Origin of the sequence: Ensifer sp. R-19, from assembly GCF_049905105.1 — a bacterium.
GTDB lineage: Bacteria > Pseudomonadota > Alphaproteobacteria > Rhizobiales > Rhizobiaceae > Ensifer.
The window spans coordinates 1,469,571-1,494,351 of record NZ_CP184570.1 but is presented as its reverse complement, the minus strand read 5'-3'; the positions used below and the strand labels follow the sequence as shown (position 1 = coordinate 1,494,351).

General features: G+C 63.2%; 19 protein-coding genes. 16 read left to right on the top strand and 3 right to left on the bottom strand.

The window, feature by feature from the left end:
• Positions 1 to 66: 66 nt before the first annotated feature.
• Positions 67 to 441 (bottom strand): hypothetical protein, encoded by a 375-nt coding sequence (locus ACN9MO_RS26120; protein ID WP_113132590.1) that lies wholly within the window; start codon positions 439 to 441, stop codon positions 67 to 69.
• Between the two features lie 30 nt (positions 442 to 471).
• Positions 472 to 1,440 carry a DUF808 domain-containing protein gene (locus ACN9MO_RS26115; RefSeq protein WP_113132591.1) on the bottom strand — a complete coding sequence of 323 codons (969 nt, stop codon included), beginning with the start codon at positions 1,438 to 1,440 and terminating at the stop codon, positions 472 to 474.
• Between the two features lie 242 nt (positions 1,441 to 1,682).
• Here ACN9MO_RS26115 and ACN9MO_RS26110 point away from each other — a divergent pair, with 242 nt between their 5' ends.
• The 3 genes from ACN9MO_RS26110 to ACN9MO_RS26100 are packed head-to-tail and all read left to right on the top strand — an operon-like array spanning position 1,683 to position 6,680.
• Positions 1,683 to 2,291: a TetR family transcriptional regulator gene (locus ACN9MO_RS26110; protein WP_057255397.1), complete on the top strand. Its 609-nt coding sequence runs from the start codon at positions 1,683 to 1,685 to the stop codon at positions 2,289 to 2,291.
• 54 nt (positions 2,292 to 2,345) lie between these two features.
• Positions 2,346 to 3,491, top strand: a complete 1,146-nt coding sequence (locus ACN9MO_RS26105) for an efflux RND transporter periplasmic adaptor subunit (protein ID WP_425987146.1) — start codon at positions 2,346 to 2,348, stop codon at positions 3,489 to 3,491.
• 30 nt (positions 3,492 to 3,521) lie between these two features.
• Positions 3,522 to 6,680, top strand: a complete 3,159-nt coding sequence (locus ACN9MO_RS26100) for an efflux RND transporter permease subunit (RefSeq protein ID WP_112996522.1) — start codon at positions 3,522 to 3,524, stop codon at positions 6,678 to 6,680.
• A gap of 45 nt (positions 6,681 to 6,725) precedes the next feature.
• Here the strand turns inward: ACN9MO_RS26100 and ACN9MO_RS26095 are convergent, their stop codons facing one another.
• Entirely contained in the window at positions 6,726 to 7,523 is a 798-nt protein-coding gene (locus tag ACN9MO_RS26095; protein WP_112996432.1) for a C1 family peptidase, read from the bottom strand.
• Positions 7,524 to 7,711: 188 nt separating this feature from the next.
• Between ACN9MO_RS26095 and ACN9MO_RS26090 the strand changes: the two genes are divergently transcribed.
• The 13 genes from ACN9MO_RS26090 to ggt all read left to right on the top strand — a co-directional run bounded on the left by ACN9MO_RS26090 (position 7,712) and on the right by ggt (position 24,612).
• On the top strand, positions 7,712 to 7,939 hold the full coding sequence (locus ACN9MO_RS26090; protein ID WP_425988245.1) for an EamA family transporter: 228 nt from the start codon (positions 7,712 to 7,714) through the stop codon (positions 7,937 to 7,939).
• Between the two features lie 289 nt (positions 7,940 to 8,228).
• Positions 8,229 to 9,842, top strand: coding sequence for an ABC transporter substrate-binding protein (locus ACN9MO_RS26085; protein WP_113132622.1), 1,614 nt, complete (start codon positions 8,229 to 8,231; stop codon positions 9,840 to 9,842).
• A gap of 19 nt (positions 9,843 to 9,861) precedes the next feature.
• Positions 9,862 to 10,845, top strand: coding sequence for an ABC transporter permease (locus tag ACN9MO_RS26080; RefSeq protein WP_112996430.1), 984 nt, complete (start codon positions 9,862 to 9,864; stop codon positions 10,843 to 10,845).
• Positions 10,842 to 11,744: an ABC transporter permease gene (locus tag ACN9MO_RS26075; RefSeq protein WP_112996429.1), complete on the top strand. Its 903-nt coding sequence runs from the start codon at positions 10,842 to 10,844 to the stop codon at positions 11,742 to 11,744. Before ACN9MO_RS26080 ends, ACN9MO_RS26075 begins: the two co-directional genes overlap by 4 nt.
• Positions 11,741 to 12,556 (top strand): ABC transporter ATP-binding protein, encoded by an 816-nt coding sequence (locus ACN9MO_RS26070; protein ID WP_112996428.1) that lies wholly within the window; start codon positions 11,741 to 11,743, stop codon positions 12,554 to 12,556. The genes ACN9MO_RS26075 and ACN9MO_RS26070 overlap by 4 nt, the downstream gene beginning before the upstream one ends.
• 5 nt (positions 12,557 to 12,561) lie before the next feature.
• Positions 12,562 to 13,494 (top strand): ABC transporter ATP-binding protein, encoded by a 933-nt coding sequence (locus tag ACN9MO_RS26065; RefSeq protein WP_425988242.1) that lies wholly within the window; start codon positions 12,562 to 12,564, stop codon positions 13,492 to 13,494.
• A gap of 82 nt (positions 13,495 to 13,576) precedes the next feature.
• A complete protein-coding gene (locus tag ACN9MO_RS26060; RefSeq protein WP_057255405.1) occupies positions 13,577 to 15,601 on the top strand; it encodes a beta-N-acetylhexosaminidase in 2,025 nt (674 codons plus the stop codon).
• Between the two features lie 265 nt (positions 15,602 to 15,866).
• Positions 15,867 to 16,745 carry a LysR substrate-binding domain-containing protein gene (locus ACN9MO_RS26055; protein ID WP_425987145.1) on the top strand — a complete coding sequence of 293 codons (879 nt, stop codon included), beginning with the start codon at positions 15,867 to 15,869 and terminating at the stop codon, positions 16,743 to 16,745.
• 194 nt (positions 16,746 to 16,939) lie between these two features.
• Entirely contained in the window at positions 16,940 to 18,364 is a 1,425-nt protein-coding gene (gene aldA / locus ACN9MO_RS26050) for an aldehyde dehydrogenase (protein WP_113132594.1), read from the top strand.
• 109 nt (positions 18,365 to 18,473) lie between these two features.
• Positions 18,474 to 19,751, top strand: a complete 1,278-nt coding sequence (locus ACN9MO_RS26045; protein WP_218373057.1) for an MFS transporter — start codon at positions 18,474 to 18,476, stop codon at positions 19,749 to 19,751.
• 5 nt (positions 19,752 to 19,756) lie between these two features.
• A complete protein-coding gene (locus ACN9MO_RS26040; RefSeq protein ID WP_113132595.1) occupies positions 19,757 to 20,974 on the top strand; it encodes a mandelate racemase/muconate lactonizing enzyme family protein in 1,218 nt (405 codons plus the stop codon).
• A 22-nt stretch (positions 20,975 to 20,996) separates the two neighbouring features.
• Positions 20,997 to 22,610, top strand: a complete 1,614-nt coding sequence (locus ACN9MO_RS26035; RefSeq protein WP_112996520.1) for a GMC family oxidoreductase — start codon at positions 20,997 to 20,999, stop codon at positions 22,608 to 22,610.
• Between the two features lie 259 nt (positions 22,611 to 22,869).
• Positions 22,870 to 24,612 (top strand): gamma-glutamyltransferase, encoded by a 1,743-nt coding sequence (gene ggt / locus ACN9MO_RS26030; protein ID WP_057255410.1) that lies wholly within the window; start codon positions 22,870 to 22,872, stop codon positions 24,610 to 24,612.
• The last annotated feature ends 169 nt before the right edge of the window (positions 24,613 to 24,781 follow it).

The following is a 24,781-nucleotide window of genomic DNA, read 5'->3' as shown; positions in this document are numbered from 1 at the left end:
CGCAAGAGCCTTCCATCACGCGGTGGGACTCATCCATAGCTTCTGCGAGTCAACCAGCGCGACGCATTAGCGGTAGTGCCTCCAGCCGGCCAGGTAATAGTCGAGCAGCACGGGGCGATCGAGCGTATTGGTCTCGACGCCGCTTGCGACGATATCCTTCTCGAACAGGAAATGTTTTGCGACATTGGCGTCATCGAGGTAGCGCGTCGTGACGCTGAGCGCCGGGCGCGCGGTTTCGAGCGGCGTGTCGCTTGCCACCACGAACCCCCAATCGCCAAACGAGGGCACGTTGGCGTGATAGGGATAGACGTTGCCGAAGCCCGCGGCTTCGACGGTGTTCGCGATGCTTGCAAAAGCTTGCGGGGCGAAGTAGGGGCTCGTCGCCTGGGTCACGAACAAACCTCCCGGGACAAGGTTGTTGCGAACCAGCCGGGAAGCCAATGGCGGTGCGGCCGGGTGCGGGAAGCCGGATCAGTGCTTTGCCGGCCGCAGGCGGCTCCAGATCGGCGCGACGACATTGCCCATCACGACGATCGTGGCAGCGCCGACGGCGATGGCAAGCAGCGCCTGGAGCGCCGAGGTCGTGAACCAGCCGACGACCGCCGGGGCGACCGCCAGCGTGTGGGCGACGCTCTCGGAGACATCGTGGATGAAGTGTTCCGGCTCGGCCTGGCCCAGTTGCGCCATGCCATGCACGAGGATGCTGCCGCCGACCCAGAGCATGGCCGCAGTGCCGATCGCGGCAAGAACTTTCAGGAATGCGGGCATGCCGAGAACGAGGCCGCGGCCGAAAACGCGTACGGCGGACAGCGGGTTCTTCGCCAGCGCGACGCCGGCATCGTCGGCTTTGACGATGAGCGCGACGACCCCATAGACGGCGAGCGTAATCAGGATGCCGACGCCGGCGAGTACAGCGCCCTGCATGTAGATGTCGGCATCGGCGACGGTCGACAGGGTCAGCGCCATGATCTCGGCCGAGAGAATGAAGTCGGTACGGATGGCGCCGGCAACCCTCTCGTTTTCAAGCGCCAGCGGATCGCTCTTTTCCCCGAGAACCGCTTCCTCGTGCGCGTGGGCCGCATGCGGAAAGATTGCGCCGTAAAGCTTCTCGGCCCCCTCGTAGCAGAGATAGATGCCGCCGAGCATCAGCAGCGGCGTGATCGCCCAGGGCGCGAAATAGCCGAGCAGCAGTGCGCCGGGCAAAAGGAAGAGCAACTTGTTCTTCAGTGAACCAAGGGCGATCCGCGCAATGATCGGCAGTTCCCGTTCAGGCGTCAGCCCCACCACGTAGCGCGGCGTCACCGCAGCGTCGTCGATCACGACGCCGGCTGCCTTGGCGCTGGCCTTCGTGGTCTGGGCCGCGACGTCGTCCAGCGAAGCGGCCGCCATCTTGGCAATGGCCGCGATGTCGTCGAGGAGGGCGATGAGACCTGTGGCCATAAGTTGCTAACCCCTTGAGAAGAATCCGAGAAACGCGGCTCCAGAAGCGCCAGTAACCACCATAGCGTGTCGAGTCAACGACAGCCGGGTGACATTGGGAGGCGTTCGGCCGCGCGCGGCGAGCTCAATGTTGGTTATCAAATCGTGAACGTGCGAGCGTATTCTTTCATTGACGAGTGTCTCATTTCGATTTATGACTGACGAAATACAAAATTCGTCAGTCGTAAATCGAAAGGCAAGCGATGCAGGTGAGCAGCGATAACGTCGTGGATCAGACGCGTCAGGACAACATCACGCGGATCCTCGACGCAGCGGAGCGGTTGTTCCGGCATTTCGGCTACAGCAAGACCAATGTCGCCGACATTGCCAAGGAACTCGGCATGTCGCCGGCGAACATCTACCGCTTCTTCGCCTCGAAGACGGAGATCCATCAGGCGATCTGCGGCCGCATGCTGGCGGCCAGCTACCAGATGGCCCAGGAGATCTGCGCCTTGCCATTGAGTGCGAGCGAGCGGCTGCGGCGTTACGTCCACGCGCAGCATCAGATGACCGTTGAGCTCATGCTCGACGATACGAAGGTGCATGAAATGGTGGTCGTTGCCATCGAACGCGAGTGGCACGTCATCGACAAGCATATCGACAGGCTCGACGCGCTTCTCGCCGACGTAATTCGCGAAGGCATCGCCGCCGGCGAGTTCCCGGAACAGGACGCCGATGCGGCGTCGCGCTGTTTCGGTGCGGCGACCGTCACGCTCTGTCATCCGCAAATGGTTGCGCAGTGTCTCAGCAAGACAAACCGCGCGGCACCGGAAGAGCTGGTCGAATTCGCGATCAAGGGACTGAAGGTTTAGCCGGACTGCTTCCGGCGCCAATGCGGCGTCGGCCTATTTTTCAGGAGTGCGACTATGTTTATGCCGATTGAATCTCGCCGCCGTATTTCATTCATTGCCACCGTTGCGCTGATTTCGACCCTCTCGGCGGCGCTTGCCGGCTGCTCGGAAGAAAAGTCCGAAACCGCTGAAGTCGTGCGCCCGGTCAAGGTCGTCGAGATCGCCCAGGCCGACAATGTACGCCAGCTCAGCTATTCCGGCGCCGTTCGGGCACGGACCGAGATGAATCTCGGCTTCCGCGTCAGTGGCAAGATCGTCGAGCGCGTCGTCAATGTCGGTGACCGCGTCAAGGTTGGCGATCTTCTCGCCCGCATCGATGCGACCGACTACGAGCTCGCGGTGCGCAGCGCGTCCGCCAATCTGGATGCGGCCGAGCGTCAGGTCGAAACGGTCGAGCTGGTGCGCGACCGCGCCAAGCAGCTGCTTGCCAGGAAATTCGCCTCGCAGGCCCAGTTCGACCAGGCGGTGCTGAGTTACAACCAGGCCGTCGCCACGCGCGATGCAGCAAAGTCGGCACTGTCACAGGCGAAGAACCAGGTGGTCTATACCAGCCTCGTCGCCGACCGGCCGGGCATCGTGACCTCGATCAACGCCGATGTCGGCCAGGTCGTCGGTTCTGGCACGCCGGTCGCCACCGTTGCAGTCGAAGGCGAAAAGGAAGTCCAGGTCGCAGTACCCGAAACGGAAATCAGCAATTTCAAGGTTGGCTTGCCGGTCAAGGTCGGGATCTGGTCCGATGCGGGCCTGTCGCTCGATGGCACCGTGCGCGAGGTTGCCGGCAGCGCCGACCAGCAATCGCGCACCTTCTCGGTGCGTGTCAGCCTGCCGAACGACCAACGCGTCCTTCTCGGCATGACCGCGACCATCGAAGCTTCTGCCGGCAATGGCGTGTCGTTCGTCTCGGTACCCTTGAGCGCGCTGGCTGAGAAGGATGGCTATCCGATCGTCTGGGTCGTCGACCGCGGTACGGAAACCGTCCGCAGCCGCCCGGTCACGCTTGCAGACTTCACCACCAATGGTGTGCGGGTCACCGAAGGCCTCAAAGTCGGCGATCTCGTTGTTGCCGCCGGAACGCAGTTCATGACGGACGATCTCAAGGTGACGATCTCCAACGATACGACGCACCAGGCTGCTGCCGCAGCCGAAACCGTTGTGCGCTGACGTCACCAGGATCGCGGAACCGAGCCGATGATGACCTCCTCTTCCGAAGAAAAGCGGCCTTTCAACCTTTCGCGCTGGGCGATCGCGCATCCGAGCATGGCGCGGTTCCTGTTCGGCCTCATCATTCTCGCCGGTGCCTTCGGCCTGATGCGCATGGGGCAGAAGGAGGATCCGGACTTCACCTTCCGCGTCATGGTGGTGCAAGCCTTCTGGCCAGGCGCCTCGATCGAGGAAATGCAGGACCAGGTCGTCAACAAGATCGAGCGGAAGTTGCAGGAAACGCCGCACCTCGATTTCGTGCGCTCCTATACCCGCGCCGGCAGTGCGATCATCACGCTGCAGGTTGAAGGCGATACCAATGCCGAGCAAGTGGCGGACGCATTCTACCAGGTGCGCAAGAAGGTCGGCGACATCTCCAACGAACTGCCCGAAAGCTTGCTCGGCCCCTATTTCAACGATGAGTTCGGCGACACCTTCATCACGCTCAATTCACTAAGCGGCGAGGGCTACAGCTATCCGGAGCTGAAGAAATTCGCGATCCAGGCGCGCGATATGCTGCTGACGACGCCGGGCGTCGAGAAGGCTGTGATCATCGGCGACCAGCCGGAGAAGATCTATATCGACGTTTCCTCCAAGGTGCTCGCCGAACGCGGCCTGACGCTCAACGACCTACGCAGCACGATTGCCGGTCAGAACAATATCGACCCGGCCGGTTCCGTCGATACCGGTTCCCTCTCGGTGCGCATCTCGGTCGAAGGCAGCCTCGACAAGGTCGAGGACCTGAAGAACCTCAGGCTTCGCGCCGGCGGCCAGGTCACGCGCCTTGGCGATATCGCCACGGTAAGCTCCGGGCTCGAGGATCCCTATTCGCGCAAATTCCGCTTCAACGGCCAGGACAGCGTCCAGATCGGCGTCGTCATGGCCAAGGGCTTCAAGGTGACGGATGTCGGCAAGGCGGTCGAAGAGACCTATCAGCGCTTCGAGACGTCGCTGCCCTATGGGGTCAGTGTCGACCAGGTCTCCAACCAGCCTGAGGTCGTCAAGGAAGCAGTCGGCGAGTTCATGAAGGCGCTCGGCGAAGCGCTGGCGATCGTGCTCATCGTATCGTTCCTGTCGATCGGCTGGCGCTCGGGCCTGGTGATCGCGATCACCATCCCGCTGGTGCTCGCCGCGACCTTCGCCATCATGTACGAGCTTGGCATCGATCTGCAGCGCATCTCGCTCGGCGCCCTCATCATTGCGCTCGGCCTCCTGGTCGACGACGCCATGATCGTCGTCGAGATGATGGAAAGAAAACTGGAGGAGGGACTGGTCAAGGTCGAAGCCGCGAGCTTCGCCTATACCTCCACCGCCTTCCCGATGCTGACCGGCACGCTGATCACCACCGCCGGCTTCATTCCTGTTGGCTTTGCCGCCTCGACCGCCGGCGAATATGTACGTTCGCTGTTTTATGTGGTCGGCATCGCGCTGGTCGTCTCCTGGTTCGTTGCGGTCTATTTCACGCCCTGGCTCGGCAACATGCTCTTGAAGCAGCGCAGCCACGCCGGAAACCATCACGACGTCTTCGACACGCGCTTCTATCGTCATCTGCGTTCGACGGTTGCCTGGGCGGTGCGCCATCGCATCATCGTGCTTTCGACCACGCTCGCCATCTTCTTCGTCAGCCTCTGGGCCTTCCAGTTCATTCCGAAGAACTTCTTCCCGCAGTCGTCGCGGCCGGAAATCCTGGTCGATCTGTGGCTGCCCGAGGGCACGAGCATTAAGGAGGTCGAAAAGCAGGCCAAGGCGCTTGAAGCCCGGATGATGGATGATGAGGACAAGCGCTTCATCGCCACCTATATCGGCGAGGGAGCCCCGCGCTTCTTCCTGCCGCTCGACCAGCAACTGCGTAATCCGAACTTCGCCCAGCTTCTTGTCATGGCCAAGGACGAACCGGCGCGCGAGCGGCTGATTGCCAAGATGCGTGCGATCCTTGCCGCCGACTTCCCGTCGATCCGTTCCAAGGTCGACCGCCTGTTCCTGGGGCCGCCGACCGGCTGGCCGGTACAGATGCGCGTCATGGGTCCGGACCGCGAAGAGGTCAGGCGCATTGCCGACCGGGTAACGGCGAAGTTCCACGAGAACCCACTTCTGGGCGCCGTTCACGACGATTGGCTGGAGCCGGTAGCGGGCATGAAGCTGGTCATCGACCAGGATCGCGCCCGCGCGCTTGGCGTCACATCCCAGCGCATCCGCCAGATGCTGCAGGCGAGCGTCACCGGCGCGCCGCTCGACAACTTCCGCGACGGCGAGGAGACGGTGGCGATCGTCGCCCGCGAGCCGGCCGAAAGCCGCAAATTGCTGAGCTCGGTCGATTCCATCTACATCCCGACCGATTTCGGCGGCTTCGTGCCGCTCTCGCAGGTCGCCAAGGTCGTACCGGTACTCGAGCAGGGCATCGAATGGCGCCGTGACCGCCTGCCGACGATCACCGTGCGAGGAACCTTGCCGGACGGCGTGCAGCCGAACGACGTGGCGATGAAGATGTTCGGTGAGATGCAACCGCTGCGCGACAGCCTGCCTGCCGGCTATTCGATCGCCATTCAGGGTGGGGCCGAAGATTCAGCCGAAAGCCAGGCCTCGATCGCCGCCAAGGCGCCAATCATGCTCGGCGTCATCGTCGTGCTGTTGATGATCCAGCTCCAGCATTTCGGCAAGGCGATGCTGGTTCTCGCCACCGGACCGCTCGGCATCATCGGTGCGGCGGCGGCCCTGCTCATCAGCGGTGCCCCTTTCGGCTTCGTCGCGATCCTCGGCGTCATCGCGCTGCTCGGCATCATCATGCGCAACTCGATCATCCTGGTCGACCAGATCGACCAGGACATTGCCGCCGGCATGGACCGCGCCGAGGCGATCATCGGATCGGCCGTGCGACGCTTCCGCCCGATCACGCTGACGGCGCTAACTGCGGTGCTGGCCCTGATCCCGATCTCCCGCGGGGTCTTCTGGGGACCGCTCGCCTACGCCATGATGGGCGGCATCCTGGTCGCGACGGTGTTGACCATTCTGGTATTGCCCGCCGGCTACGCGCTCTTCTTCGGGCGCGAGCCCAAGAAGGACACGGTCGAGCCGGATAAGGCGGAAGAGGTCCATGCGGATGCCGAACTTAATGAGCCGCTTGCTTATCCGCCGGCCGTGGCGGCGGAATAACGCCACGGCCCTTTCAAAGCCAATTCGGGCTAGAACTGTCTGGGGTCAGGCCGTGACATACATGGCCTGGCCCTGAGCCAGATATTGGAACAGCTCATAGCTCATCCAGATGTAGCCGCGACGTCCGTTCCACTCGCAGCCCCAGTCCTGTCCGAAGCTGTTTTGGATGAGGATCGCCTGCTGATCGTCGTCGTAGCCGATAATTAGCATGCAATGGCCGACATTCGGGACCTTGTTGAGGGGGCCCGTCATCGGGCCGGGGCCTTCGTATTTCATGAAGCCTTCGTTGAGCGACGTGCCATAACAAAGCGCACCGCCGGCGGCGATGACCGCCTTGATCGCGTCGAGATCGCTGGTTTCGACGATGGCCCAGCCGGGAATCTGGAAGCTGCCATCGGCGGCGGCGTTGGGGTCGTAGCTCGACCAGAGCTCGGGGCAGTTCGGATAATAGGGGGCGGTCTGCCAATTCGGCGTTCCGCTCTGCTTGAGCAGGTTGAGGTAGGATGCAAGCCGCGATCCTGCACAGCCCTTTTGCCCATAGCTCTTCATGACCTCGATATAGATATGGGCTGGGCTTGCCTGCAGCGCGGTGCTCGATGGGGACTGGCTCGCCGCTGCGGCCGCCGTGTAGGTGGCGAGCCCATAGGTCGAAGCCCAGGCGGCGCAACTCCCGGGACTGCCGACATGGCGTGGCGTCCCCTGCGCCTTCGGAGGCGGGAGATATTGTGGGTCGACAGTGGCCGAGGTCGGCAGCGCCGCAGGCACCGGCGGCCGGACGAGCGGGCCATCCTCTCTGATGGTGGGATCATAGCCGAGATCGAGAATTGCTTCATGCACGGACATGTAGGCCTCCTGTCAGCAGCTCCAGCTGCGTAGGTTGAAGGAATGATGTCACTGGGCAGGTTCCGGCAGTCCGCCGGTATTTCGAGGCGTGCTCAGGCTAAACCACGCTCCGGCCAAGGATCGCAGTTCGCTATGTTTCGAATTGATACACGCAATGGTAGAGTTTATCATGATCTTGCACGTTAGATATCCTGAGTTTTAACGGGGCAACTCCGGAAGTTCTCCAGTTTCGCGGGCAGCAGATGATCTCGGCGGCGAGGGCGTCGGTCATCATGTGCTGCGAACCGGTCTGGGTGCTGCCTTTCACGCTGGCATTTCTCGGGACGCCATTGAGCCTTTCGCAGATCCTGGGCTGCGCCGTGATTCTCTTTGCGATGCTGAGACAGGTTGTTCTGCGATCAAAATTGGGCGGCTGAACCGATCCCCGAGGCTCGATTTCCGCAATTGGTATTGCAATGAGAAATACCACTCACCCTCTTTTCCCGAAACTTTAGGCGGGGCGAATTAGCCCGATTGACAGCGCCTCTTTGGCAGACTTATCGTTAAGTCAAATTACTTGACTTAATAGATCGATCAACGAAACCTGAGGGGGAATTCGTCATGACGGCAGTCGAGGAAATGCGGCTTTTGGGTAACGCTCCGGAGGCCGGGAGGAAGAGGGTGACGGCGGCGCGATGGCGTCTTGGACCGGTCGCCGCAGCGCTGATGATGGTCGGGGCCGCCGAGGCCCGGGCCGAAGCGGTGCTCACCATGCACATCGAGGAACAAACGAGCTGGGTGCAGAACTTCAACCCGTTCGACCTCGGCGGCCGGCGGCAGAGCACCATGGATTTCGTCTACGAACCGCTGGTGATATTCAACGACTATGACAGCGGCAAGCCGGTCTGGCGGCTGGCGACAGGTTACAAGTTCGCCGACGATCTGAAGTCGATCACCTATACCCTGCGTGACGGTGTGAAATGGTCGGACGGCAAGCCGCTGACCTCGGCCGACATGAAGTTTACCCTCGAGATGATGTTGAAGAACCCGGCCGTCGATACCGTCGGCGTCGGCGAAACGGTCGCCTCGGTGGAGGCGCCATCACCGACCGAAGTGAAGATTAATCTCAAGGGCGTCGACACGCATTTCCCGGAATCGCTCGCCGACTTTCCCGTGGTGCCCGAGCACATCTGGAAGGACGTGAAGGATCCGCTGGCCTTCAAGAACGAAACGCCTGTCGGCTCCGGCCCGATGACCGAGATCCGCCGCTTCACGCCGCAGGTCTACGAACAATGCCGCAACCCCAACTATTGGGACGCCGCCTCGCTCAAGGTCGATTGCCTGAAGTTGCCGCAGATCTCCGGCAACGACCAGATGCTGGCGCTTTTGCCGGAAGGCGCGATCGACTGGTTTGGGTCGTTCCTGCCGCAGATCGACAAGACCTATGTCGGCCTTGACGCCGAGCACAATGGTTACTGGCAGCCACCGGCGGAAACCGTTGCCTTCCAGATGAACTTCAAGTCGTCGAATCCCGGCAATGCCGAGGCCTTCAACGACATGACCTTCCGGCGCGCCTTCAGCCTCGCGATGGATCGCACCGCGATGGTCGATATTGCCGGCTTTGGCTATCCCGTCGTCAACACCCTTGCGAGCGGCCTGCCGCCGCGCTTCGACAGTTGGCGCAACAAGGCAGCCGAGGGTGCGCAGGACGAGTGGCTGGCCTATGACATCGACAAGGCCAACAAGCTGCTCGACGACGCCGGTTACAAGAAGGACGGCGACGGCTTCCGCACCACGCCGAGCGGCAAGCCGATCGCTTTCCCAATCATCGTTCCGAACGGCTGGACCGACTGGATCGACGCGGTGCAGATCGCAACTGAAGGCCTGCGCAAGATCGGCGTCAATGCGTCGGTTGCCACGCCCGAATACGAGCAGTGGCAGAAGCAGATCCTCGACGGCAGCTTCGAGGCGGTGATGAATTCCCGCGCCGATGGCCCGACGCCTTTCCGCGGCTACTTCCAGTCGCTGTCGACCGGCTTCGGCGGGCGCATCACCAGCGCGCCGTCGCGCTATTCCAACCCCGAGCTCGACAAGGTCTTCGATGAATACCGCCGCGCCGCGACGGACGAGGAGCGCAAGACGCTGTTCGACCAGGTGCAGGTGATCGTTGCCGACAACCTGCCTGTCGTTCCCGTCTTCAACGGCCCGACCTGGTACCAATTCTCGACCAAACGCTTTACCGGCTGGGTCACCAAGGACGAACCTGTCATGAACCCGGAGGACCACGACAACAACAGGATGCGGCTGGTGCACCTGCTCCGCCTCAAGCCCGTGCAATAAGCGACAACAGGCCCCAACGATGCGACTTTCCCGTCGACGGCTTGCCGTCTATTGCGTGGCGTTCCTATTCGCGATCGTCATGAATTTCGCGGTTCCCCGGCTGATGCCGGGGAGCCCCGTCGACAGCATGATCGCCCAGCTCGGACCGCGGGCGACGCCCGCGGCCATCGAGGCGATCAAGGCGCGCTTCGGCGCGATCGAGCAGCCGATCTGGCGGCAGTTCGTCGACTACGTCGTCGGGTTGGCCCATTTCGATCTCGGTGTTTCGGTCAAGTATTACCCGCAGACCGTCGTCGAGGTTCTCGGCCGCTCGGCCGGCTGGACCGCGTTCCTGGTCGTCACGGCGATTGCCTTTTCGCTCTCAATCGGCGTGCTCTTAGGCGCCATTGCCGCCTGGCGTCGTGGTGGCCGTTTCGACAGCTTCGTCTCGCCCTTCTCGGTCGTGCTGATCGCCGTGCCGCCGGTCATCATCGCGCTCGCGACGTTGTTCACCTTTGGCGTTACGCTGCGGCTGCTGCCGGTCGGCTACGCCTATGATCCGAGCCTTGATCCCGGGCTGAACTTTACCTTCTTCGGCAGCGTCTTCCTGCATGCGATCATGCCGGTGCTGACGCTTTCGCCCTATCTCATCGGCGAGTTCCAGACAACGATGCGCTCCAGCATGATTTCGGTGCTTGGCGAAGATTATGTCACCATGGGACGCGCCAAGGGCCTGTCCGAAGCGGCCGTGATGTTCGGCTATGCGGCGCGCAATGCCATGCTGCCGGTTTTGACCAACCTGGCGCTGATGCTGGGGGCGGTCTTCGGCGGTTCGATCGTCACCGAGATCGTCTTCAACTATCCCGGCCTCGGCCTGACGCTTTATACCGCGAGTGTCGCCCGCGATTATCCGGTCATCCAGGGACAGCTGCTCTTGATGACGATCGCGACGCTCGGGGCCAATCTCCTGGTCGATATCATCTATGGCGTGGTCGATCCGCGCATAAGGGAGGGCAGGGCATGAATGCGGGCGTCTCCTTGTTCTGGCGGCAGAAAAAAGCCGTCGCCGGCCTTATCATCATTCTCACGCTCTGTCTGATGGCGCTGTTCGCACCGGTTCTGGCGCCCGGCGATCCGAGCGAGCGCGTCGGCCGCTCGCACCAGCCACCGACGGTCGAGCATTATTTCGGCACGACGAAGATGGGCCGCGACGTCTTTTCGCAATTCGTCTGGGGCGCGCGGCCATCGCTTGCCGTCGGCTTTGCCACCGGCCTTGCCATTACCGCGCTCGGCACCATCGTCGGCCTCGTCGCCGGCTATTTCGGCGGGCGCACTGACGCGACACTCGACCTCGCGACTAATGCCGTGCTGGTGATCCCCAACATTCCGCTATTGATCCTGCTCGCCTCCTTTGCCGGCACCGTTGGGCCGCTGGCGATCATGGCGATCATCGCTCTCACCTCCTGGCCCTGGGGCGCGCGCATGACCCGGTCGCAGACCATGGCGCTCAGGCAACGCGAATTCGTGGTGGCGGCGCGTATGGTCGGCGAGCCGCATTGGCGGGTGATCTTCGTGGAAATCCTGCCCAATCTGGTGCCGCTGATCGGCATCAACGTCGTCGGCAGCATCATCTACGCGATCGTCGCGCAGACGACGCTCGAATATCTCGGCTTCGGCGATCCGCTGCGGGTGACCTGGGGCACCATGCTCTACAATGCGCAGAACTCCTCGGCGATCATCGTCGGCGCCTGGTGGGACATCGCCGTACCGGCCGCAGGCATTGCCCTCGTCGGTCTTGGCCTGGCGCTCATCAATTTCACCTTCGACGAGATCGCCAATCCGCAGCTTCGCTCCGGTCCGGCGTTGAGCCGCTGGCTCCGTCTCACGCGGCTGCGCCGCCGCCAACTGGAGGCAGCCCGATGAGCGATGCGCTGCTTCAGATCCGCAATCTCAATGTCGACTACTTGCTCGACGACGGCGCCTTTCGCGCGGTCAACGACGTCTCTTTCGAGGTTCGGCGCGGTGAGCTATTCGGCCTTGCCGGTGAATCCGGCTGCGGCAAGAGCACGATTGCCTATGCGATCACCCGGCTTTCCAAGGCGCCGGCCTGGGTGGCTGGCGGCGAGATCCTGCTCGATGGGCAAGACCTTCTCAAGATGCCTGAATCCGCCTTGCAGAATGTCCGTTGGCGGCGGATCGGCATGGTGTTCCAGAGCGCCATGAACTCGCTCAACCCGCTGATGCGGGTCGAGGCGCAGTTCTTCGACGTGCTGCGCAAACACACCGGCGCGACGCGGCCCCAGGCCCGGGCGCGGGCCGAAGAAATGTTCCGGCTCGTCGGCATCCCGATCAATCGCCTCGACGACTATCCGCACCAGTTCAGTGGCGGCATGCGGCAGCGCATCGTCATTGCGATCTGCCTGGCGCTGAAGCCGGAACTGATCATCATGGACGAGCCGACGACGGCGCTCGATGTCGTGGTGCAGCGGGAAATCCTGGAGCAGCTTGTCGATCTGCAGCGCAGCCTCGGCTTCTCGGTGCTGTTTATCACCCATGATCTGCACCTGATGGCGCAGCTCTGCCATCGCATCGGTGTTATGCTGAAGGGGCAATTGGTCGAGGTCGGCGACACCCAACAGATCAGCAGTGCACCGCAACACGATTACACGCGCAAACTCTGGGGCGCGATCCCGCAACTGCCACCCACCGTCCGCAGCCTGGGGGTCGTCGAATGAATGTGATGTCGGTAGCGACGACAATACCGCAGCAGCAGGACGCGATCGTCCGGCTGAAGGACATCAGACGCAGCTTCGGCGCCGTCGAGGCGCTGCGAGGAATATCCCTGTCTTTGAAGCCTGGCCGGGCTCTGGCCCTCGTCGGCGAATCCGGTTGCGGCAAGACGACCTGCGCACGCATCGTCGCGCGGCTCGATACGCCGAGTGCCGGAACGATGCAGTTTCGCGGCGCCGATGTTACCGAGGCGGGTGACCGCGCCGCCGAGAAGCTGCGCCGCCGCGCGATCCAGATGGTTTTTCAGGACCCCTTCGCGTCACTCAACCCGGTGTTCTCCGTCTACCATCACCTCGCGCGGCCGCTGCTTTTGCATGGCCATGCAAAGAACGTCGGCGAAGCGAAGGCCGCGGTCGCGCGGCTGCTAGCCGATGTCGGCCTTGATCCAAACATCACGGCGCGGAAGTTTCCGCATGAGCTCTCCGGTGGCCAGCGCCAGCGCGTCAACATCGCCCGGGCGCTTGCTGTTGCGCCGGACGTGCTCGTCGCCGACGAGCCGACGTCGATGCTCGACGTTTCGATCAGGCTCGATATCCTGGAGCTTCTCGCGCGCATCAAACGCGAACGGAATCTCGCAATGCTCTACATCACCCATGATATCGCCACGGCCGCCCACATCGCCGAGGAGGTTGTGGTGATGTTTGCCGGCCAGATGGTCGAATGGGGAGAGACGGCCGACGTCATCGGCAACCCTCGCCATCCCTATACCCAGCTTCTTCTTTCGGCCGTGCCCGATCCGGATCGCCCGTTCGTGCCGGGGCAGAGTGCCCGCTTCCTTGCCCATGCCGAAGAGGTGCGGCGCCTCAGCCGGCCGGCATCGGACGTGATGGAGGAGGTCGCCGAAAACCATTTCGTCCGCGCCCTTGGCCAAGCCCCGACGTGAGCTATGTGAACCCAGGTCAAGCCCCCGAGTACTCCGCCGGCCTTCGGCCGGCTGCAGAAACTAACATTCATGGAGCCGTTTGATGACGTTTGCCGCTAAATCTGAATTCCTGCTGGAAACCCTCTGGGTGCCGGTCGGCACAGCTGACAGGTCGGTCTATGCACTGACCTTGACCAACAACTCGGATCGAGTGCTCAAGGGTTTTCGCCTCGGCGTTTCCGGCCCGGCTCGTATCGACCCAGCTGCCGAGATTGAAGGTGGCCGGCTCCTGATCCGCCTCTCCAACTATGCGGAGTTCGCACCGCCGGAAGGCCTCGAAGTGCCGCCGGGCGCCACCTGGACGCTGAAGGCACACGGGATGAGCTATGAGCCGCGCCATTGGACCGATGGCGCCAACGCTGCCTTCCTGGTGCTTTCCGATGGCGCAATGGCGCCGGTCGCGGTGCTTGCTTCGCGGGCGCACGGTGACAATTCCGAACTGAAGCGTGGTGCTGCCGTCTATCCGGTGCCGAAGGTGGCGCCGGTCCCGGTCTCGATTGTGCCGTGGCCGCAGGCCGTTTCCGTTTCCGGGCAACTGGTGGCGCCTCCGGGGCTCGACCTCAAACCCGAGGGCGAGGAAGCTCAGAGCGCTGCAAAGGCGTTTGCCGATCTCACCGCAAGTCTGTTCCCGGTCGAGGGTATCGTCCGCCCGGCATCGGAAGGCGGCTTTCCGGTTTCGCTGTCGCAGGCCGGCGACCTCGGCCCGGAAGCCTATGTCATCCGCTTCTCTCCCGCCGGCGTCGCCGTTTCCGGCAGCACGCAGACCGGCCTCCTCTATGGCCTGATCACGCTCGGGCAGATCCTGCGCGGCGCGCGGCTGCATCCGGGCACCTTCGTGTTTCCGACCGGCGGCGAGATCGGGGACGAGCCGGCGCTCGGATGGCGCGGCACCCATCTCGACGTCGCGCGACAGTTCTACAGCACCGCCGAAGTCGAGCGTTTCCTGCGGCTGATGGCCTGGAACAAGCTCAATCGCTTCCACTGGCACCTGACCGACGACGAGGCCTGGCGCGTCGAGATCGATGCCTATCCGGCCTTGACGGAAATCGGCGCCTGGCGTGGCCATGGCCGCAAGATCCCGCCGCTGCTCGGCTCCGGTCCGCAGCCGACCGGCGGCTACTACACGAAGGCCGCGATCCGGCAGATCGTGACACTTGCCGCAAGCCTTGGTGTCGAGGTGATGCCGGAAATCGACATTCCCGGGCATTCCTTCGCGATGCTGCAGGCAATCCCCGAACTGCGCGATCCCGAGGAACAAGGCAGCTACTTTTCGGTTCAGGGCTTCCCCAACAATTGCCTCAACCCGGCGCGCGAAGAGACCTACCGCGTCTTGGAGATCATCTTCGACGAACTGATCGAACTCTTCCCGATGCGGGCCATCCACGTCGGCGCCGATGAAGTGCCACTCGGCGCCTGGTCGGGCTCGCCTGAGGCGCTCGCACGGCTTCGGGCGCTTGCCGGAGACGAGGTTGCCGGAACCCATGCCAAGCGCCTGAACGTCGTCACCAACACCCACGGCGCCGACGAAATCGATGGATCGGGTGCTGCGGTACTGCAGGGTGAATTCCTGGCGCGCGTGCAGGCGTTCCTCGCCAGCCGCAACTGCGTGACCGGCGGCTGGCAGGAGGCCGCGCATGGCAACGTCATCGACAAGGCGAAGTCGCTACTTTTTGGCTGGCGCACGGTCGAGGCGTCGGCAGCCCTTGCCGAGGAGGGCTACGACATCGTCGTCTGCCCCGGTCAGGTCTACTATCTCGACATGGCCAACAGCCCGGCCTGGTCGGAGCCTGGCGCCAGCTGGGCCGGTTGGTCGGATCCGGAAAGGCTCTACACATTCGATCCGGTTGAGGGCTGGACCGACGCGCAGAAGAAACACCTGCTCGGCGTGCAATGCTGCATATGGTCGGAGCCGATGACCGACCGGGCTGTCTTCGATCGGCTGGTGTTCCCGCGGCTTTCCGCGCTCGCCGAAACCGGCTGGACGCGGCCGGAGCGCAAGTCCTTCAAGCGTTTTGAAGCGCTGGTCGGGCTGATGCCGGTGCTCTACGGCTTTTATGCTGCGGAGTAGGAGCGAGTGAGTTTCCAGTTTTCGTCTGGGCTTGGCCAGGCGATTGATTGGATAGGCAAGCGGCGGCGTAAGCCGCCGTTTGTCGTTCGGAGATAGCCGGGCGCGTGCTTGCGGTCAGCCTGGAGCGATTTGGATTTTCGTGCTTGTACGCTGGAGCGTGGCACGCAAAAGTGCGCATCGATCCCGCGACGACAGTCGCGGAGATGTGTGTGCAAAGCTTTCTGAGGCCAAAATCTCGATGCGAAGACTTCCTGGATTGTCGGCGATGAAAGTCTTCGAGGTGGTCGGGCAGACCCGCAGTTTCACGCGGGCGGCCGAGCGGCTCAACCTGACGCAGAGTGCCGTCAGCCGGCAGGTCCGCAACCTCGAGGACGCGCTCGGCGAAGACCTTCTCATCCGCCGCCACCATCACCTTGAACTGACGCCCGCCGGCGCCGAACTGCTGGCGACGATCCAGGAGGCGTTTCACAGCATCGAGGTTTCGCTGCGCAGCATCACCGAGAAGAGCAACCAGAACCGGCTCAGGATCAACGTGCCGCCGACCTTTGCCAAGCGCTGGCTACTGCCGCGTCTTGCCCGGTTGCGCGAGGCTCTGCCCGACGTCGATATCAGCCTCAGCACGGAAGCCACGGATACGCTTGCCGAGCGCGGGCTTCTGGACTGCGCGATCCGCTTCGGCGACGGCGAGTGGCCGATGCTCGATGCCAGCATTCTCATGACGGAGCGACATGTCGTCGTCTGCGCGCCGTCCTTGCTTGAGGGGGCGAAAGTCGAAGGTCCGTCCGACCTGCAGCGCTTCACTTTCCTGCATGTGCTTGCCTCGCCCGACCGGCGTTATCTGACCTGGCGGCACTGGCTGGATGCGGCGGGTTTTCAGGACGTCGATACCCGCGGCGGACTGGAAATCGACCTGCTCGATCTGGCGATCGAGGCAGCCTGCGCCGGGCTCGGTGTCACCGTTGCCGACCGCTCGATGGTCCGCAACCAATTGCAGTCGGGTCAGTTGGTGCAGCTCTTCGACGTTGCAGTCGAGGGCCATGAATCCTACTGGTTCGTGACACGGCCGCAATCGGCAGGCAACCGCAAGGTCGATGCCTTCCGCGCCTGGTTGCTGGCGGAGGCCGCCGCAGACCGGGCCGAGTGAGCAAGCATTCCTTTTTGGAATGCTTTCACCGAAAATTACTCGCTTGTGCCCTTTTCCGCATCGTCGCATCAATTTTCCTGACGGTTGCGGTCAGGGAGAGAGGCCGGATCATCGCTCGTGAAGCTCTCTCCCGGCTAGTCCGCCTCCCGCACCGCCATCGGCGTGCGGATCGCGGCGAACAATTCCGAGATGCCATGAGCCCCTATCGCAACTTCTCCGGCGGCCGCTTCATCGAAAGCTCCTCTACGACTGTGATCGACGTGCGCAATCCGGCGACCGGCCAGGTGTTCACCTCCGTGCCGGCGGCAACGGATGACGAGGCGAAGGCAGCGGTCGATGCCGCGGTGAAGGCGCAGCGCGTCTGGGGTGCCTTGCCGGCAATCCAGCGCGGTGACGCGCTGCGCCGGCTGGCGGCGGTGTTGGAGAGCCGGGCCGAACGCATCGGTGCCGCGCTGGCGAAGGAGTCGGGCAAGAGCCTTGCCGATGCGACCGCCGAAGTGATCTACGGCGCCGAGCTGATGCGCTACCACGCTGAATGGGCCCGCCGCATCGAGGGCGAGGTGATCGAGAGCGACAATCCGGGCGAAACGCTGATCCTGAAGCGCGTGCCGATCGGCGTCGCCGCCTGCCTGATCCCGTTCAACTATCCGATCTACACGCTAGTGCGGAAGATCGCCCCGTCGTTGATTGCTGGCAACGCCGTCGTCGTCCGGCCGAGCAACAACACGCCGACCTCCGCGTTTGCCGTCGCCGAGGCAATCGTCGAAGCGGGTCTGCCCGACGGCCTCGTCAACATCCTCACCATGTCGCACGATGTCGCGAAGACGCTCTGCACCCATCCGGGCATCGGTATGATCACGCTGACAGGCAGCGTTTCGGCCGGCCGCGTCGTGCTCGAATATTGCAAGGAAAACATCGCCAAGCCGTCGCTCGAACTCGGTGGCAAGACGCCCGTCATCGTCGAACCGGACGCGGATCTCGATGCCGTGGCGCAGATGATCATCGCCGCCAAGACCACCCATTGCGGCCAGGTCTGTACCAGCGCCGAGCGGCTCTACGTTCATGAAAGCGTCCATGATCGGCTGCTTGCCAAGCTGCGCGAAGGCTTTACCGCCCGCGCATTCGGCGACCGCGCCGAGGATGCTGGTCGTATGGGGCCGCTCGCCAATGTCGCCGCCCAAAAGCGCGTGCACGAGATGGTCGAGCGGGCGAAGGCCGAAGGCGCCGTCGTTGAGACCGGCGGCTATCTGCCTGAGGGAGACGGCTATTTCTACCCGCCGACGCTGATTTCCGGCTGCCGGCAGGACATGGAGATCGTTCGCGAGGAAGTGTTCGGCCCGGTGCTCGCCGTTCTCCGCTACTCCACCTTCGAGGAAGCGTTGGCAAAGGCGAGCGACCATCAGTTCGGCCTGAGCTCGGTGCTCTTCACCGAGAATTACCGCACGGTGATGCGTGCCAGCGATGCGATCGAGGCCGGCGAACTCTACGTCAACCGCTTCCCGGCCGATCCCTATCAAGGCTTCCATGCCGGCTGGAAACGTTCGGGCCTCGGCGGCGACGACGGCAAGCACGGCATGCTGGAATTCACCCAGACGCGCCTCGTCGTCCTGAAACACTAGACCCTTTGAGATTCAGCAATTCCGGACCGAAGCCGGAATTGCTCTGACACCAACATCAATACCGGGCCGGTGGCAATGCTCTCGCTGTCGGCCAGGGAGGAGACTGCCCGTGAGCTCAATTGCCGAAACCGAAGTCGCGGCACCATCCGTGTCGGCCCGCAGCCGCTACCTTCAGCTGGCGCTGATCGTGATCGCCGCCGGCGCGATCTATCCGATCCTCTATCTTCGTCAGTCCTACCAGACGACGATGCTGGAGGTGCTGAAGCTGAGCAACACCGAGCTTGGCGTCCTCTATTCCATCCTCGGCACCAGCTTCCTCGTCGGCTACCTGCCGAGCGGGTGGCTTGCCGACCGCGTCCAACCGCGCATCCTGATCCTGCTGTCGATGGTGGGCACTGGCCTCCTTGGTCTCTGGTACGCGACGCTGCCCGGTTATTCGTCGCTCCTCGTCATCTATTGCGGCTTCGGCGTCACCACGGGTCTCACCTTCTGGGCAGCGACGCTCAAGCAGGTAAACCTGATCGCCGGTGCCAATGAGCAGGGACGCTTCTTCGGGATCCTCGACGGCGGACGTGGCCTGGGGGAAGCACTGCTCGCAAGCGTCGCCATCGCGCTCTTCGTCTTCACGACGGAAACGCGCGGCGCCGGACTTGCCACCGGCTTCCGCGACGTCGTGCTGCTCTACGCCATTTTCTGCATCGTCGTCGGCATCGCCTATTTCGCGGTGTCGCAACCGGTTGCCGCGGACAGGACCGCGCGCAAGCGCGAGGGCAGCCTTCTCGCCGACATCAGGACGCTGCTCAGCATTCCCGAGGTCTGGCTGGTCGCGGCCATCATCTTCTGCGGCTACCACGTCTTTCTCGCCACCTACAGCTTCTCGGCCTATCTGCAGGAGGGCGGCTTCGGCATTTCCGCCGCCATGGCCGGCCTGATCGTCACGGTCAAGCTGTGGCTGCGCCCGGTCGGCGGTATCGGCGGTGGCTTGCTCGGCGACCGCTACGGCAAGACCGGCATCCTGCTCCTGAGCTTCATAGTCGCGGCCGCCAGTCTCGTGGTAATGATCGCCCTGCCTGGCATCGGCTCGACCGTCCTCTTCGTCGGGCTGGTGCTGCTCGTTGGCCTCATCACCTATACGATCCGCGGGCTCTACTGGGCGATCCTCGACGATTGCCATGTGCCGGCGAACATCACCGGTCTCGCCATCGGCATCATTTCGCTGGTCGGCTACGCGCCCGACACCTACCTGCCGCTGGTCAACGGATACCTCTCGGACCGCTATCCGGGCATCACCGGCTACCAGCTCTATTTCGGCTATATCGCCGCCGTCTGCGTCCTCGGCGCCATCGCCACCCTGGCCCTGATGGCCCGCCTCAAGAAAAAGGGATGACACCCATGAAGATCGCGTCTCTCAAGACCTATGCCGTCGCCGTCCCGCCACCGCATGTTGGCGGCATGTACTGGATCTTCGTGCGTCTCACGACCGCCTGCGGCATCGAAGGCATCGGCGAGATCTATGCGACCTCGTTCCATCCGAGCGCCATGACGCCGCTGATCGAGGACGTGTTCGAGCGGCACCTGCTCGGCCATGATCCGCACCAGATCGAGCGCTTCTGGCGCTCGGCCTATTCGAGCGGCTTCACCCAGCGCCCCGATCCGACGATGATGGGCATCGTCTCGGGTCTCGAGATCGCCTGCTGGGACATCATCGGCAAGGCCGCCGGCCGGCCGGTCTCGGATCTCCTCGGCGGAACGGTGCACGAGAAGCTCCGCGCCTATACCTACCTCTACCCGAAGAACGCCGCCGGCGAGTTCGATTTCAACGATCCGGATCTCGCCGCCGAATGCGCGGTCGAGATGGTCGAGATGGGCTTCACCGCGGTCAAGTTCGATCCGGCCGGGCCCTACACCAACTATTCCGGCCACCAGCTTTCGCTCGGCGTCATGGACCGCTGCGAGGAATTCTGCCGCAAGATCCGCGACGCGGTCGGAAGCAGTGCGGATCTGCTCTTCGGCACCCACGGCCAGATGGTTCCGTCCTCGGCCATCCGCCTTGCCAAGCGCCTGGAAAAATACGATCCGCTCTGGTTCGAAGAGCCGGTGCCGCCGGGACAGGAAGCGGCGATGGCCGAGGTGGCGCGCGCAACCTCCATTCCGGTTTCGACCGGAGAGCGCCTGACGACCAAATACGAGTTCCAGCGCGTGCTCGAACTCAAGGCCGCGTCGATCCTGCAAATGAACGTGGCGCGCGTCGGCGGCTTGCTCGAGGCGAAGAAGATCGCCGGCATGGCCGAGGCCTATTACGCCCAGATCGCGCCGCATCTCTACAACGGTCCGGTGGGGGCTGCGGCCAGTATCCAGCTTTCGGCTGCCACGCCGAACTTCCTCATCCACGAGGCGATCCTCGATTTCTCCGGGTTCCACGCCGACGTACTGAAGACCAAGCTTACCGTCGAGGACGGCTACCTCATCCCCTCGCGCGAGCCCGGCCTCGGCATCGAGCTCAACATGGACGTCGTCGAAAAGCACACGCCCTACACCGGCGAGCGTCTGCACCTCCAGATGGACAGCCGGCCGGCGGACGTGAAGGCCTTTGCCCCCGCGCGCGGGTGAATTCGGATATCAGGGACACGAGATGATCTACGATTACATCATCGTCGGCGCCGGGTCGGCGGGTTGCATCCTTGCGAGCCGGCTCAGCGAGAACGGTCACCACAAGGTGCTCTTGATCGAGGCCGGCGGCAACGACAATTCCTTCTGGTTCAAGATCCCGGTCGGTTACGCCCGCAGCTACTATAACCCTCAGGTGAACTGGATGTATTCGAGCGAGCCGGAAGCCGAGCTTCAGGATCGCAGCATCTACGTGCCGCGCGGCAAGGTCCAGGGCGGCTCCGGATCGATCAACGCGATGATCTACGTGCGCGGCGCGCGCGACGATTTCGACGACTGGAAAGCCGCCGGCAATGCGGGCTGGGGCTATGACGACGTGCTTCCCTATTTCCGCCGGCTCGAAACCCATGCGCGCGGATCGTCGCAATGGCATGGCGGCGAAGGCCCGATCCACATCACCCCGATGCGCGGCATGACGCATCCGATCACCGACGCCTTTCTTGAAAGCTGCGGATCGCTGCAACTGCCGTTGAACGAGGATTTCAATGGAGCCTCGCTCGAAGGCGCTGGCGTCTACGACGTCAACACCAACAACGGCCGCCGCTCGCATTCGAGCGCCGAGTATTTGCGCCCTGCGCTCAAACGGCCCAACCTGACGATCGAGCGCTACGCCCAGGCCGAGCGGCTGGTCTTTGCGGATGACGGGCGCGTGACCGGCGTCGATGTCGTCCAGAACGGTGCCCGCCGGCGCTTTACCGCCGGCCGCGAAGTCATCCTTGCCGCCGGGGCCGTCGGCAGCCCGCAGCTGCTGCAGGTCTCGGGCATCGGCGACGGCAAGACGCTGTCTTCGCTCGGGGTTAAGACACAGCGGCATTTGCCGGCGGTTGGCCAGAACCTGCAGGATCACCTCTGCGCCAGCTTCTACTATCGTGCCACCATCCCGACGCTCAACGACGAGTTCGGCAGCCTGTTCGGCCAGATGCGGCTCGGCCTGCAATATCTGCTCACCGGCAAGGGTCCGTTCTCGATGAGCGTCAATCAGGCCGGTGGCTTCTTCCGCGGCAAACCTGACGAAGAGCGGCCGAACATCCAGCTTTACTTCAATCCCCTGTCTTATCGGATCCCGAATGATCCGAAGGCCGGGCTGAAACCGGAGCCCTATCCGGGCTACCTGATCTGCTTCAACTCCTGCCGGCCGACCAGCCGCGGCAGCATCCAGATCGCATCCGGCGACCCCGCGCAAAAGCCCCTGATCCGGCCGAACTACCTGACGACCGACCGCGACATCGACGAAGTGCTGCAGGGAAGCCGGCTGGTGCGGCGGATCGCGTCGGCCACGGCGCTCTCCTCACTGACCGCGGAAGAAATCTCGCCCGCGCCGCGCGTTCAGAGCGACGACGCGCTGATGGATTATTTTCGCGAAAACTCAGGCTCGATCTACCATCTCTGCGGCACCTGCGCGATGGGGCCGGACCAGGCGAGCTCCGTCGTCGACAGCAGCCTGCGGGTTCATGGCGTTCCGGGTCTGCGCGTCGTCGACGCCTCCATCTTCCCGAACATTACGGCTGGCAACATCAACGCTCCGACGATGATGGTTGCGGAAAAGGGCGCGGCTCTCATCCTGGCGGATGCCGCCTGAAGAGAGCCGTATGGTTCCCCACGTTGCCTGCGGGGGGAGCCCGCCCCAAGACAGCCCCTCGCGTTCAAACGCTGCCATCGGTCAGGTGTGAATTGCCATCGCCGACCGGGCGTGGCTATACTCCGCTGACTTCATAGCTGCCCACAATCAGTGCTTGCCTGGCCAAAAGATTGTTGCCGCCGCGTTGAACGCGGTGGCGGGCGTCCGCGTCGCGGCCGCCGGCAAGGCACTGCGAGCAACGCCTGCGAGGGAGAGACGCATGCTGAGTTTTCGCTTGAAGAGCCTGCCCGTCACCTTGTTTCTTGCGCTGAGCCTGGCTCCGCCGGAGGGCCGAGCCGCCTCGCCGGAACCGGTTAAGGCCGAGCATGGCATGGTGGTGACTGCCCAGCACCTGGCCTCGGATGTAGGTGTCGCGGTCCTGAAGAGCGGCGGCAACGCGGTGGATGCGGCGGTTGCAGTCGGCTATGCGCTCGCCGTCACCTATCCGACTGCCGGCAATATCGGCGGTGGCGGGTTCATGACCATCCGCTTCAAGGACGGCAGGACGACCTTCCTCGATTTCCGCGAGCGGGCGCCGCAGGCGGCAACCAAGACCATGTATCTCGACGGGAAGGGAGATGTCATCAAAGGGTTGAGCACCGATGGTTATCTCGCCGTCGGCGTGCCGGGGCCGGTCATGGGTTTCGAGGTTGCGCGGAGCCGCTATGGCACGAAGCCGCTTGCCGAACTGATCGCGCCGGCGATCGCGCTAGCCAAGGATGGCTTCGTGCTGGAGGAGGGCGATGTCAGTACCTTCGAGGGCAGGGCCGAAAGGCTGGCGAAAGATCCGGCCGCGGCCGCGATCTTCCTGAAGCCCGACGGCAAGGCCTTTGCGGCCGGCGAAAAACTCGTCCAGACGGACCTTGCCGCATCGCTTTCGAGCATTGCCGAAAAAGGCCCGGACGCCTTCTACAAGGGCGCGATCGCCGATCAGATCGTCAAGGCGAGCTCGGAGAAGGGCGGCGTGCTCGCCAAGGCGGACTTCGAGCGCTATGCGGTGCGCGAACTGGAGCCGGTCAAGTGCAATTATCGCGGCTATGACATCGTCTCCTCGCCGCCGCCGTCTTCCGGTGGCGTGATCATCTGTGAAATCCTCAACGTGCTCGAAGGCTATCCGCTTTCCTACATGGGCTATGGCGCCGCGGACACGGTTCACGCGATGATCGAGGCGATGCGCCATGCCTATGTCGACCGTAACACGTCGCTCGGCGATCCCGATTTCGTCGAAAACCCAGTCGCCAAGCTCACCGACAAGGCCTATGCGAAGGAAGTCCGTGCCAAGATCGATCCCTTCCGCGCCGGTGTCTCCGCGACGCTGATCCCGAAGGGCTTCGGCGAAAGCAAGGAGACGACCCACTATTCGATCATCGACGACGAGGGCAACGCGGTCGCCGTCACCTATACGCTGAACGGCTCCTTCGGCGCCGGCGTGGTGGCGCCGGGAACCGGTATCCTGCTCAACAACGAGATGGACGATTTCACCTCGAAGCCGGGCGTTCCCAATCTCTATGGGCTGATCCAGGGCGAGGCCAATGCGATCGCGCCCGGCAAGACGCCGCTGTCGTCGATGAGCCCGACGATCATCTCCAAGGACGGCAAGCCGTTCATGGTGATCGGCAGCCCCGGTGGCGCCCGCATCATTACGATCACGCTCGAGGCGATCCTCAACGTCATCGATCACGGCATGAACATCCAGGAAGCCGTCGATGCGCCGCGCATCCATCACCAGTGGCTGCCGGACAAGGTGTTCATGGAGCCCTATGCGCTCTCGCCCGACACCCGCAAGCTGCTGTCGGCGATGGGCCATAACGTTCAGATCGACGAAAGCTGGACGATCTGGGGGCAGGCGACCGGCATCCTCGTCGGCGGCGAGAGCCTCTCCGACATCGAGGCCGGCGGCGGCGCCCGCTACAATGGCGCCGTCGACAGCCGCATCGGCGCAGGTGCTGCGCGCGGTTACTAGAGCAATTCCAGGAAAAGTGCGAAACGGTTTTCCGTCCGGAATTGCGTAATTTCAAAGACTTAGATCACTTCAGTGTTTCGATGAAACAATGGAATGATCTAGAGCCCGAGATAACAGGTGGCCAGTCGGTGCTTTGACACCCTTTGAAAGCAGCGGATCGCCGGTTCGC